The 12,365-nt window shown below is 38.8% G+C and carries 11 protein-coding genes; 5 read left to right on the top strand and 6 right to left on the bottom strand.

The window, feature by feature from the left end:
* Entirely contained in the window at positions 1–933 is a 933-nt protein-coding gene (rlmF, locus tag I6F65_RS00765) for a 23S rRNA (adenine(1618)-N(6))-methyltransferase RlmF (RefSeq protein WP_024610381.1), read from the bottom strand.
* A gap of 128 nt (positions 934–1,061) precedes the next feature.
* On the opposite strand from rlmF, the gene I6F65_RS00770 reads away from it, so the two are divergent.
* Positions 1,062–1,970, top strand: a complete 909-nt coding sequence (locus I6F65_RS00770; protein WP_197111047.1) for an alpha/beta fold hydrolase — start codon at positions 1,062–1,064, stop codon at positions 1,968–1,970.
* On the opposite strand, the gene I6F65_RS00775 is transcribed toward I6F65_RS00770, so the two are convergent.
* The 3 genes from I6F65_RS00775 to I6F65_RS00785 all read right to left on the bottom strand — a co-directional run bounded on the left by I6F65_RS00775 (position 1,967) and on the right by I6F65_RS00785 (position 6,736).
* The gene (locus tag I6F65_RS00775; protein WP_197111048.1) at positions 1,967–3,400 is read right to left on the bottom strand and encodes a sulfotransferase; all 1,434 of its coding nucleotides are present in this window, start codon (positions 3,398–3,400) and stop codon (positions 1,967–1,969) included. The two genes, I6F65_RS00770 and I6F65_RS00775, sit on opposite strands and share 4 nt — an antisense overlap.
* Positions 3,401–3,650: 250 nt before the next feature.
* Positions 3,651–6,230, bottom strand: coding sequence for a TonB-dependent siderophore receptor (locus I6F65_RS00780; protein WP_197111050.1), 2,580 nt, complete (start codon positions 6,228–6,230; stop codon positions 3,651–3,653).
* 335 nt (positions 6,231–6,565) lie between these two features.
* The gene (locus I6F65_RS00785) at positions 6,566–6,736 is read right to left on the bottom strand and encodes an oxidoreductase-like domain-containing protein (protein ID WP_076917042.1); all 171 of its coding nucleotides are present in this window, start codon (positions 6,734–6,736) and stop codon (positions 6,566–6,568) included.
* Between the two features lie 104 nt (positions 6,737–6,840).
* On the opposite strand from I6F65_RS00785, the gene I6F65_RS00790 reads away from it, so the two are divergent.
* Positions 6,841–7,263, top strand: a complete 423-nt coding sequence (locus tag I6F65_RS00790; RefSeq protein WP_024610376.1) for a hypothetical protein — start codon at positions 6,841–6,843, stop codon at positions 7,261–7,263.
* An 88-nt stretch (positions 7,264–7,351) separates the two neighbouring features.
* The gene (locus I6F65_RS00795) at positions 7,352–8,716 is read left to right on the top strand and encodes a M17 family metallopeptidase (protein WP_197111052.1); all 1,365 of its coding nucleotides are present in this window, start codon (positions 7,352–7,354) and stop codon (positions 8,714–8,716) included.
* 38 nt (positions 8,717–8,754) lie between these two features.
* Here I6F65_RS00795 and I6F65_RS00800 read toward each other — a convergent pair whose 3' ends face one another.
* Together I6F65_RS00800 and I6F65_RS00805 are read right to left on the bottom strand one after the other, a co-directional pair.
* On the bottom strand, positions 8,755–9,141 hold the full coding sequence (locus I6F65_RS00800) for a VOC family protein (protein WP_166109267.1): 387 nt from the start codon (positions 9,139–9,141) through the stop codon (positions 8,755–8,757).
* Between the two features lie 68 nt (positions 9,142–9,209).
* Complete coding sequence (locus tag I6F65_RS00805; RefSeq protein WP_197111054.1) at positions 9,210–10,289, bottom strand: ketoacyl-ACP synthase III; 1,080 nt, start codon at positions 10,287–10,289, stop codon at positions 9,210–9,212.
* 450 nt (positions 10,290–10,739) lie between these two features.
* On the opposite strand from I6F65_RS00805, the gene I6F65_RS00810 reads away from it, so the two are divergent.
* The gene (locus I6F65_RS00810; protein ID WP_197111056.1) at positions 10,740–11,591 is read left to right on the top strand and encodes an immunity 49 family protein; all 852 of its coding nucleotides are present in this window, start codon (positions 10,740–10,742) and stop codon (positions 11,589–11,591) included.
* Positions 11,592–11,647: 56 nt separating this feature from the next.
* Positions 11,648–12,365: immunity 49 family protein (locus I6F65_RS00815; protein ID WP_197111058.1), on the top strand; the 718-nt coding region annotated here is incomplete at its 3' end.

A 12,365-nucleotide genomic window follows, 5' to 3' on the forward strand; every position in this document is an offset into this window, starting at 1 on the left:
TTAAGCCAGCTCGCTACAAATTTGTTCGCGAGTGTCTTTATCAAAATAGCTCCATGCAATAAAGCGGCTAATTTTTTGACCTTGTGCCATATCAACTATTTTATATTGTGCTATTGGGTGAGCTTTTAATACCTCTTCTAGTGCTGCAATGTTATCTTTTTTAGACACCAAAGAAGTAAACCACATAACTTGCTCAGCAAAGTTTTCGCTTTCTTTAATCATATTAGAGATAAATTTAACTTCACCGCCATCACACCATAACTCATTATTATGACCGCCAAAATTAAGGGCGTTACTCGGGGCTTTACCTAAGTTTTTCCACTTTCGTTCGCTGCCTTTAGATGCTTCTTCAGCGCTTGCATGAAACGGAGGGTTACATAAAGTTAAATGATATAACTCTTTTTGATTTACAATGCCGTTAAAAATAGATGCAGCATTTTTTTGGTGTTTTAAGGTTATTTTTAAACCATTAAATTGCGCAATTTGTTTCGCTATTTTTATTGATGCAGCATCAATATCGGTACCCGTAAAATGCCATTTATATTCATGCATTCCTGTAAGCGGATATACTAAGTTAGCGCCAGTGCCTATATCCAATACTTTAATTTGCTTACCAAGAGGAATATTTTGTTGATTATCGTCGCTCAACAAATCAGCTAAATAGTGTATGTAATCTACTCTTCCAGGAATTGGAGGGCATAAGTTGTGCTCAGGAATATCCCAAAAGTCCACATTGTAATGGGCTTTTAAAAGAGCCTGATTGAGTGTTCTTACAGCTTTGTTATCGCTAAAATCAATGCTTTGTGTTCCCGCAGGGGTTGTAATCATAAAAGGCAGCAGAGCAGGGTGTTCTGTTGTTAGTAGATTGAAATCGTAACCATTTTTATGCTGGTTTCTTGGGTGTAACTTTGAGCGTGTAGTATTTTCTTTCATGGTTTCATTTTAACAACAGATACAATGGCGTAAGTGTAACAAATGCGGGTGGGTAAAGTGCAGACATTTCCTTTGGTATATCTAAAATTACTGGTAGGATGAGTTTATAATAATAAAAAGGAATCACCGTGGGCATTTCTCAGCAGTCAATAATAATTGATTTAAATCCTCAGCAAACTCTTCATTTACGCCGTATAGCTGATGATAATAAACAAGGTCCTGTTGTTTTTTTTATGCATGGGGCGATTGAAAACGGTAAAATTTTTTATACCCACAGCAATAAAGGGTTAGCGCCTTTTTTAGCTGAACACGGTTATCGTTGTTACGTTGCTGACTTACGCGGCCGAGGTGATAGCAAACCTGTTATTTCAAGTGAATCACAATATGGACAAACCGAATCTATTTTAGAAGATATTCCCGCTTTTATTAATCAAATAGAATTACTCGAAGGTAAAAAGCCTGACTATTGGGTAGCGCATTCGTGGGGCGGTGTACTTATGAACAGCGCGTTTGCTCGGTTCCCTCATTATATTAACGATGTAAAAGCGTGTGCATATTTTGGTACCAAGCGTTCATTGTTTAATAATCATCCTAAAAAGTTAGTGCAAGCCAATTTGATTTGGTATTTTATGGCGCCTTTACTTGCTAAAAAACACGGTTATTTACCCGCAAAACGTTTAAAGTGGGGGAGTGATAATGAAACCAAAAAATCGCATTTTCAAAGTATGCAGTGGGCTAAAAAAAGTCCATGGGTAGACTCAGATGACGGCTTTAATTATGCACAAGCACTCAAAAACATGCATTTACCACCTACGTTACATATAGCCGCAGTAAAAGATAAAGCGTTAGCGCAACCAATCGATATACAAAAATTTATGGATGAATCAGGACCCGGAATACAACAAATGCGAATTTATGGTCGTAAACACGGGCATAGTTTTGATTACGATCATATTAATATGCTTACCCATCCAAGTGCGCGGGATGATCAATTTAAAGATTTACTTAATTGGTTTAACGACCATCCTGCCATTTAGCTTTCATCAAATAATTTTAGTAAAGGCGTTTTATAGCGCTCCCATTTTACAATAGCGGTGTTGTTTATTGGTTTGCGAATAGCGTGTTTACTTAATGTATTTACGGGGGCGTTACGTTTATAAAATGCTAATGAGCTTTCTTCAAAGTTACAGCCTAAAAATTGCAGGAGTGATGTAAGTTGCTCTACTGGGTTCGTTACTAATTCTTCGTAGTTTATGTTGTAAATAGACAGTGCTGGTATTGTTTGCCAGTGAATCATGAGCTTTTCATATAAAGCATGATATTGCTTAAATTCAACAAGTGAGCAAAAGTAAGGTTCGTTTTCAGCAAAGTAATTACTAAAAACAGAAAACGCTGTAGCGTTAAAGTCGCGGGTCAAATTTATAAACTTCGCATTCGGAAATAATATATGTATAAGCCCAATAGACTGATAATTACTTGGCAGTTTATTAATAATAAACGGTTTAATAGGCGTAGCGGTTTTTAACGTGGTTATGTAAATTTCGCGGGCTTGAACAACGAGTTCATGTGTTAAATGGTTTAAGCATTGTGGATACGCAAAGCCCGTTTTTTGCTCTAAAAAAGCAGCCACATTGTTACTTATACTCGTGCTTTCACCTATGCTGCTAAATTGACTGTGATTAGCGAGCATTTGTTCAAGTAATGTAGAACCACTTCTAGGCATACCAACTATAAAAACAGGGGTTACATTACCTGTAAATTGTTTGTCGGCAGAGCTAATAAGTATATTGCTATTACATTTAATTATTTCATCGTAAAAAATAGCTAAATCATCGGTATTAAAGTCACTCAGCTTTCTTTGTAGCTTATTTGCTAATACAAAATAGTTAAATGCTTGATCAGTATCCTCAAGCGCATCATAACTCTTTGCTAAAGCGTAATAACACACCATTTTTAATCGTAGATTATTTGTTTGAGTTAAAAAGTGGTGCAAGTTACTTACGTAGTTATGTTCTTTATTAAAACGCCCTAATTGAACTAATTCAAATAAAATATAAGCCGTAACGGGGTAAAGCCCCATGCTCAGCGCATGTGCAAATGTAGTGTGTGCTTTGTTTAAATCGCCGTATGTTAAATAATGCTGCGCTAAGTAGTAGTGAGGCTCGGGGTTATTAATGGCTAGGCTTTTTGCATACTCAAGTACAGTAAGTGCGTCTTTAGGGGAGTTTACGCCGTTAAACGCATCAGCTAATGCATGCAATGGCTCAAGCATTTTAGGTAATTGTTCGCATGCTTTTTGCAGTAAATAAACAGCAGCATCAAAGCGCTCTAGCCTTAGTGCAATTCTACCTAAACCAAATAGTGCATCGCCATTTTCAGGGCTACTTTTTAAGAGTGTTTTATAATGAAACTCTGCTTCTTTGAGTTTGTTTTGGTCAAGTAGTTGGTTGGCTTTAGTGAGTAACATATTTATACCAATTTTATTAAAAAAATAATCATTCTATCGCATTAAATAGCGTACTCACTGCGTTAAAAGTTATTCATATAGAGCAACTATATATCATAGTTTCCGCCTTGTTATTACGCTATTTTCTGAGCGCTATAATAGAACACTTATTCAATGCAATTGGTATTGTACATTATTGTTTTTTATTAACTATAAAACTAAAAAGGCGAAATGTCTTTAACATTTCGCCTTGGGGTATCATGAAAAAAGTTTAAAAAGTATACGTTGCTTTAGCGTAGTAAAAACCACCATTAATACCAAACGGAGATGTTTCGTAGAATTGTCCACCCCAGTTATTGTTTGGCACACCAGCAGTATCTGCAAAATCAAGTTTTTCTGCATCTTGGTCAAATATGTTTTGAGCACCAACTGAGAAGCTAACAGATTCATTTAAGAAGTACGTAACCTCTGCATCAACTGTTACAGCAGCATCTGCTGTTTTAGCGGTTGCATCGTAGTCAACGTGAACACCTTGGTATTCACCGTAGTAGTTTAAGCGAGTAAATGCCGAAATATCTTCCCACTGTTGAGACAGTGTAAAAGTAGCACGGTGATTAGGTAAATCTTCTTCTAAGCGCTTAACTTTAAATGCACCTGTAATTTCACTAAATTGAGTTACTTCAGTGTCATTCCAGTTATATGCAAGGCTAAATGTTGAGCTTCCGCCCATTAGTTCAGCTGTATAGTTTGCAACTAAATCAATACCTTGTGTTGTTGTATCAAAGTCGTTAGTGAAAAAGCTTACCTGTGCAAGACCCTGTACATTAGGTACTCCTGCAGCAGTAAGGGTATCTTTATCAGCTTGGCTTAAGTTAATTTTATCTGATTGGCTAATACGGTCATCTACTTGAATATTGTAGTAATCAAGTGTTAAGAATAACTCGCCGATTGTGTATACAGCACCGAGTGTAAAGCTTTGTGATTCTTCAGGTTCAAGCTCTGTACCACCTAACTGAATTGCAATTGGGTTAGTTGGCGGAAGCAGTGCCGAATCTTGTAGTACGCCGCTGTCTAGGCTTGTTTGTACGTTACTTACATTAGCTTGACCAACTGTAGGAGCACGGAAACCGCTGCTTACAGAGCCACGAATATTTAAATCTTCTGTTAAATGGTATTGCGCCATTACTTTGTAGTTAGTTGTGGTACCAAAGCTATCGTAGTCTTCAAAACGAAGTGCTAAGCCAACTAAAAAGTCTTCAGTAAACGGGGCTTCAATGTCTACGTAAGCGGCATAGTTACGACGAGAAAACTCACCTGCTTGTGATGGTTTAAATCCAGGAAAACCATTTGAGCCAATACCAAAGCCTTGATCAGTTAGTGGGCCCGCTGTGTAAGACTCCTCGTCTCCTGCGGTAATAGTAAAGGTTTCTTCGTGCCACTCTAAGCCACCGGCTACATTTACATCATACGCTAAACCAAAATCAATGCCTTTTGAAAGGTCTAAATTAAAGTTTTTTTCTAATTGGCTGTATTTACCAGGGCTAAAGTCTCTCGGTGTATCAAGACCTAAAGAAGCATTAACAGTATTGTAAATGAAGTAACGAGATTCATTTAAACCAACACTTCCGCTTAAATCATAATAAACATCTTTCATAAAGCCATCGGTGAACATACCCTTAGTACCGATTGTTAAAGAGGTATCAGTTATGTTGCCACCAAAGTTAGGTGTAAAGCCACCCGGTAATACTTCGTTAAATGCAAAACAATCAGGGTTGTTAGCAACACCGCTAATATAGTCTGGGTTGTCTAACACATTGGCATCAATTGCAATAGTAGGGCAGTTAGCACTCATGTCTGGTGTTAAATCTGCTACTAGCAACGTTTCGCCGCCATCGTTTGAGTAAACACCTGAACGGGTTTGCGGGTTACGGTAGTAAAAGCCACCACGTACATCACGTTCAGAATAGTTACCAAACATGTAAAATTCAGAATCGTTTGTTAGCTCCAAGCCTACATTACCAAAAATAGTAATGTCGTCATCTACTTCTGGCGCGCCCCAAACTTGTGCAAGCGAAGATACATCAGGTACACCCGCAGTAATTAAGTCTGCAGCATCTTGACGTTGAACTGAGCGGCTTGTTGCATCGGCTGTTTTATATTGAAAACTTAAGTTAGCAAAACCATTGTCGGTAAATGGTAAACCCACGTTACCCGAAACTTGTGTCGTGTCGCCGTCACCTTCGTAAAATTGGCCGTGGCGAACTTCTAATTTACCGCCTTCAGATGCGTCTTTTAATTGAAAGTTCATTACACCCGCAATCGCATCAGAACCGTATTGTGCAGCAGCACCATCACGAAGTACTTCTACTTGTTTAATAGCAATACTAGGAATAACCGAAATGTCAGAGCCCTGTGCACCATCGTTAATACCACCGCCTAAAAATGCGATTACAGATGCACGGTGACGACGTTTGCCGTTTAAAAGAACCAATGTGCTGTCTGATGGTAAACCACGTAAGTTAGCTGGGCGAACAAGAGAAGCCGCATCGCTAATAGGGTTTTGGTGAACGTTAAACGAAGGAACCGCACCTTTTAATAGCTCAAGCATGTCGGTGTTGCCCGAGCGTTCTAATTCTTCGCCGCCAATAATATCAATAGGAACCGGTGAATCACCAATTGAACGAGGAGCCGAACGCGTGCCTACTACGGCAATTTTTTCTAAGTTTTTATTAACTTTAACTTGTGCTTGCTCATCTGCTGCAATAGCAGAACCTGAAATAAACAACCCTACAGTGGTTGTAGCTAAAGCAAATTTAATTGCTTGATTTAGCGCTCTATTTTTAAGTTTCATCCTAATTTTCCCCAGTTAGAATAATTTTTATGTTGCGACGTTATATTTACATATCGCTTATTTTAAATTTAGTAAACTTTTCACGTAAGTATTGAAAAAATAATTGTTGCTTCTTCAAAATGCCTAATCAATTAAGCTTACTTTTTGTGAGTTCCTATTTACAGCCTATACATAAAAAACAAGGAGAGCAATCGTTAATTAACTATTTGGTAACAAAAAGGTGTAAGTGAAACAAAAGTGCAACAATGGTGCGTTGGCTTGGCATAATTGAACAAAATAAGTGCAAAATGAATGCAGGGAGGTCATTTAATGCAAAAATTAGGTTTTAAATGTTGCTATTTTGTATTTTCATTGAGTGTTTTAGAGGGTAGTTGTGTTGTTTTCCATAACGCTAATTTTTGTTTGTATTCGTCCCATACACAGGGTGAGCAGCTACCTCCGCCACAACATTCATCAGAGTTAGGGCGCTCTGGTTTAGTTATTATAGCGTTTGGTGTTGGTTGCATGTTAAATCGTTTATAAGTACTAAATTGGTGCAAAGAGTAAAGTAACTGCACTAGCAAGTAAATTATTCTTTGTTAACTAAGCTCTGTGTGTGAAAATGCAAGTTATGCAATTATATAAAGTTATTCACCGTGCACCATGGCGGGTCGTTAAAATTAGTAAAAAGCGCCAACAGCTGCGTTTTCGTCGTGCTATGGTGGCGCTTAAAATTGCCCTAGCGCAAGAAAAAAAAGAAACCATAGAAATGCTGTCTATTTATAGACGCTACACGCAAGGGCAAACTAATAAGGCAGAGCTAAAAAGAGCAAACGAGCAGTTTGTTGATATTTTAAAAGGATTAGGACTAGGCGTATTTGCAGTTTTACCCTTTGCTCCGCTTACCATACCCTTAGTTGTTAAATTAGGGCGTTTAGCTGGGGTTGACGTGCTGCCAAGCTCGTTTAGCATGAATAAGTCAATTAAAGACATTGATAAAGAAATAGCGCAAGAAAATCAAAAGCAAACTCACAAAAAACCGCTGCAAAAGTAACCTAAAATCTCTCTAAATTAGCGATACCTTTTAAGTGTGCTTATTGATATGCTCCTAGGTACCATTTTTATATTATACGAGCTATTTAATGAGTGCATTACTTCGTCATACTTCTTCTGGTATTCCTTTATCATTTATTTTAAAAAACGAATTATCCGACTGGCAAACTCAGCAACCTGCATTTATACAAAACTGGTTAAACAACACAGGCTTTGAAAAGCAAGGATTAGCGCTAATTCCGGATGCTACAACAGGTGAGCTAAGCCAAGTATTTTGCTTAATGCAAAGTAGCGATGATTTTTGGGCAGCAGGTAATTTAGCAAATACACTTCCGGATGGTAGTTATCAAATTCAAGGCGACAGCGCTTTTGTAGAGCAAGTTGCGCTAGGGTTTGTGCTTGGTGGTTACGAGTTTAGTGAATACAAAGAAAAGCCAACAGCAAAAGCGCAATTAGCAATTAGCGATAAAGCGTTGTTTGAACGCATTAGCCAACAAGCAGATGCAATTACACTTGCGCGTGATTTAGTTAACACGCCTGCGGTTGATATGATGCCGCAACACTTATCACAAGTGATGGAAGATTTAGCGGCAACTTACAACGGTGAATTTTCGCAGTGGATTGGTGATGAGTTACTAGAGCAAAACTACCCCACTATTCATATGGTAGGTCGTGCAAGTGAAAACAAACCACGTTTACTTGATTTAAAATGGGGCGCAGCAGACGCTCCATTAATTACGCTAGTAGGCAAGGGCGTATGTTTTGACTCAGGCGGACTTGATTTAAAACCAAGCTCTGGTATGCGTAACATGAAAAAAGACATGGGCGGCGCCGCGCATGTTATTGCACTAGCACAACTTATTATGGCAGCTAATTTGCCAATTAGATTACGCGTGCTTGTACCTGCAGTTGAAAACGCCGTATCGCGTAATGCATTTCGCCCAGGTGATGTAATTAAAACACGCAAAGGGATTATGGTCGAAATTGATAATACCGACGCGGAAGGCCGTTTAGTATTATGTGATGCGCTAAGTGAAGCACAAAACGATAATCCTGAACTTATTATTGATTTTGCGACCCTTACGGGTGCATGTCGTGTTGCGCTAGGCACTGAACTTCCGGGCTTTTTCTCAACAGAGCGCGACGTAGCGAACGGTATTATTGATTCAGGTTTAAGTGTACACGACCCTGTTTGGCAACTTCCGTTGTTTGAGCAATACAAAAGCTTATTAAAAAGTGATGTAGCCGATATGGCAAACTGTGCAAGCACACCGTTTGGTGGTGCTATTACTGCGGCGCTTTACTTAAAAGAATTTGTTGAACCAACAACACCATGGGTACATTTTGATGTAATGGCATGGAACTTACGTGCTTTACCTGGTCGCCCAACAGGCGGCGAAGCATTAGGTATTCGTGCAGTGTTTACTTACCTACAAAATCGTTTTAATAAGTAAGTTTTTTAATCAATAGCAAACACTTGAGCTTATGAACTTTAAACCTCGTATAGCTCAAGTGGTAAATTGTCTGGATCGGCAAAAAAGGTAAACTTTTTTCCGGTTATTTCATCTACCCTAATATCCTCAACGTTTACATTACACGACTCTAAATATGCTTTTGCACTCTGTATATTAGCTACTTTAAACGCTAAATGCCTTAATCCTTGGGCTTCAGGATAGCTTGGTCTTGCTGGTGCATCATCAAACGAAAACAACTCAATTTGGCTGCCATCGGGCATAACTAAATCTAATTTATAAGAATTACGTTCTGCCCTAAAATGCTCATTAATAACGTTAAGTTTAAGTACATTGCTATAAAAATGTTTAGAACGTGCATAGTTACTGCAAATAATAGCAGTGTGATGAATACCTAAAAGTTTCAAATTCAATTCCCTAAAAGCAAAAACGCACTTATTAAGTGCGTTTTATTTGTGCTTATAAATTATTAAGCTTAGCTTGGCTCTGCTTCTTTACATGCTTTAACCGCTGGTGCAACAAGCTCTAAACCTGTTTTATCACACGAGGGTAACGCTGCATCACTTACACTAATAGGCGTTACACGTTCGCCCCATTTTATGTAACTTGCAGCCCACGTAAGACCTGCACCAAATGCAGCAGACATAATGTTTGAATGCGGTTTAATTAACCCTTGCTCAACCGCTTCACATAACGCAATAGCAATTGTTGCCGCAGAGGTATTACCATATTCACCAATGTTAACCATTACCTTTTCGTCAGGTACTTTTAAACGATGTTGAATAGCCTGAATAATACGTAAGTTAGCCTGATGCGGCACAAGTACATTAATATCATCAAGGCTCAAATCGGCTTGTTTAAGTACATCGTCGCACGCTTCGCTCATGCCTTTTACTGCACGTTTGAAAATTTCACGACCTTCAAACAATAAATCAGAAGGACCAATTGGCTCATACTTATTTAAATCGCTACCAAAGTTAGTAATGTGCAAAATATCGCGATCTTCACTGTCGCAACCGGTTTTACTTGCAAGTAAACCTGCTGGCGTGTCTGCAGCTTCAAGTACGACTGCACCTGCACCATCACCAAATAAAACAGCGCTATCGCGACGTGCCCAGTTTACGTACCAGGTCATGCGTTCGGCAGCAATTACCACTGCTTTTTTGATCATACCCGCTTGAATTTGTGCCGTAGCAGCTTGCAACGCATATAAAAAACCCGAACATGCAGCGTTTACATCCATTGCTGCTGCGCCTGTTGCGCCAATGTTTTTTTGCACTTGTGAGGCTGTATTTGCCACAACGGTAGAGGGTGTACAGGTTGCTAATATCACCAAATCAATATCTTTAGGGTCAACGCCTGCGCATGCAATAGCATGCTTAGCGGCAACGGTGGCAAGTTCGGCTGTACTTACATGGCTCACTCGACGAGATTTAATGCCGGTACGCGAGGTTATCCACTCGTCGTTAGTATTTACTATTTCGCTAATTTCATCGTTGCTAATGCTTGCTGGTGGAATGCATTTACCCCAACCAGTGATATGTGCGTAAGACATAGTATGTTCTCTTAAAGTGGTATGACATGTGTTACTAATGGGGGAGTTATACCAAAAAACAGCTTTCAAGACTAGTTCATAACAGGGTTTGTACCTTAAATATTCAAAATTGACGGGTGTTTAAGGTTTATCGGTATAAAAAAGAGCAGACAAAGGTTGAATACAAAGCATGTTTATTAGCAACAAGTAATGCATTTAAGTAATAAAATAACTCTGCCCTTATCAGCCTAATTAAACATAAAACAAAAAATAGAGCTAACCCTAAGTTAATCTAACAAAATAGGTATACGAATATAAATCGCGAATGATAAATTACAAGCTAAAGGTTAAATAGTAATAAACTCCAATTGATACATTAGTATTAATTTAGAATAACAAGTTTGATACTATAAAAACGCGCGACTATTAAAGTAAAACGCTTTGATATTTTATAATTTTAAAGGAATAAACATGACAAACATCGTACGTGAGTATAAGCCCCTGGGGCTAAATAGAATTGTTGATCGTTTTGAAAGTACTTATAATAAAAATATAAAATTCATGAGTGTACGTAGAGATAACTTAGTTTCTTTATTAAGCAATGCAATCACAATCTGCCAATGGTGGTCGTTCGATTTAACGGACGAAAACAAGCAAAAATCCATAACCGCACTAAAGCTTGCGGCAAAAGCAGGTGAGGCAATTTTTAGGCTGGGGCGAGAGCCTGAAAAAGAGCAGCATATTGTGATTGACGATATATTAGATGCCACCTACAACGGCAAAGGTATGTTGTGGGAAGGTGGTTTTTTGGATGCCGTTAGTTGGCAAGAAGCCTTTTTTTGTGCGGCAATTGTCCGTGACCAAGCAGCGATGGATAGTTTAGCGAAGTTCCCTGTATCTGTAATGCGCCAGTGCTCTACCACAAACAGTGAAGCCGAGTACGCGCTGGTTGAATTAATCCAGGCTATTCATCGCCGAGTAGAAAATGATGAAGGCGTAGCTGCTTTAATCAAAGCGCTAGACATGTTGAAATTAGAGGGTAAAACAGATCCTTGGGTAAGCTATGGTGTTGGCGGAAAAACAAATTTTGTGCTTGCCTTTATGATGGATGGAGAGGTCACTCCGAGTACGGCATTTGCAAATGCATTGAATGATAGCTGGGAGTACCATGAGCGATTCTTAGATAAAGGTTACCAACAAACTGATTTTTATATGCCAATTGTCTTGCTAGGTTTAACGTGCATGGCAAAAGACCTTGGTAACGAATTAAACGTGCAATCAGACTTTATTCCGCAGTTTTATATTGATGGCGACTATTTGTAGTTTTACCACAGCACCCTAAATATTTAACCAAACAGATTTAATTTAAAGGAATAACCATGATAAACATAATACGTGATTATGAAGCTACAGCGCTTGAATATGATATCGAACGTTTTGAAAGAAGATATAACAGAGTAAGTCAAAAATTGCACATTAAAAGAGATAATTTAATAAGTTTTTTTGGCAGTGCAATCAAAATCTGCCAATGGTGGTCGTTTGACTTAACCGAAGAAAACAAGCAAAAATCAATCAAAGCATTAAAGCTAGCTGCAAAAGCCGGTGAGGCAATTTTTAGGCTGGGTCGAGAGCCTGAAAAAGAGCAGCGCGTTGTGATTGACGATATATTAGATGCCACCTACAACGGCAAAGGGATGTTGTGGGAAGGTGGATTTTTATCTGGGGCAGATTGGCAAAAAGCCTTTTTTTGCGCAGCCATTGTCCGTGACCAAGATGCGATGGATAGTTTAGCGAAGTTCCCTGTATCACTAATGCGTCAGTGCTCTACCACAAACAGTGAAGCCGAGTATGCACTTGTTGAATTAATTCAAGCAATTCACCGTCGAATACCTCGTGATGAATGTTTAGAGGTTCTTCGCACGGCGTTAGCGGAGTTGGATAAAGAAAGCGCAACAGACATGTGGGTTAACTATTGCACCGGTGGAAAAACATATTTTATTATTTCCCTTGTGATGCAAGGAGAGACTACTCCGAGTACCGCCTTAGCAGATGCATTGAATGATAGCTGGGAGTACCACGAGCGATTCTGTGATAAAG

The organism is Pseudoalteromonas sp. SWXJZ94C, assembly GCF_015864385.1.
Lineage (GTDB): Bacteria > Pseudomonadota > Gammaproteobacteria > Enterobacterales > Alteromonadaceae > Pseudoalteromonas.

Coding starts and splice junctions, on each gene's coding strand:
- rlmF (WP_024610381.1), bottom strand. CDS start 933: ATGAAAGAAAATACTACACGCTCAAAGTTACACCCAAGAAACCAGCAT.
- I6F65_RS00775 (WP_197111048.1), bottom strand. CDS start 3,400: ATGTTACTCACTAAAGCCAACCAACTACTTGACCAAAACAAACTCAAA.
- I6F65_RS00780 (WP_197111050.1), bottom strand. CDS start 6,230: ATGAAACTTAAAAATAGAGCGCTAAATCAAGCAATTAAATTTGCTTTA.
- I6F65_RS00785 (WP_076917042.1), bottom strand. CDS start 6,736: ATGCAACCAACACCAAACGCTATAATAACTAAACCAGAGCGCCCTAAC.
- I6F65_RS00790 (WP_024610376.1), top strand. CDS start 6,841: ATGCAATTATATAAAGTTATTCACCGTGCACCATGGCGGGTCGTTAAA.
- I6F65_RS00795 (WP_197111052.1), top strand. CDS start 7,352: ATGAGTGCATTACTTCGTCATACTTCTTCTGGTATTCCTTTATCATTT.
- I6F65_RS00805 (WP_197111054.1), bottom strand. CDS start 10,289: ATGTCTTACGCACATATCACTGGTTGGGGTAAATGCATTCCACCAGCA.
- I6F65_RS00810 (WP_197111056.1), top strand. CDS start 10,740: ATGACAAACATCGTACGTGAGTATAAGCCCCTGGGGCTAAATAGAATT.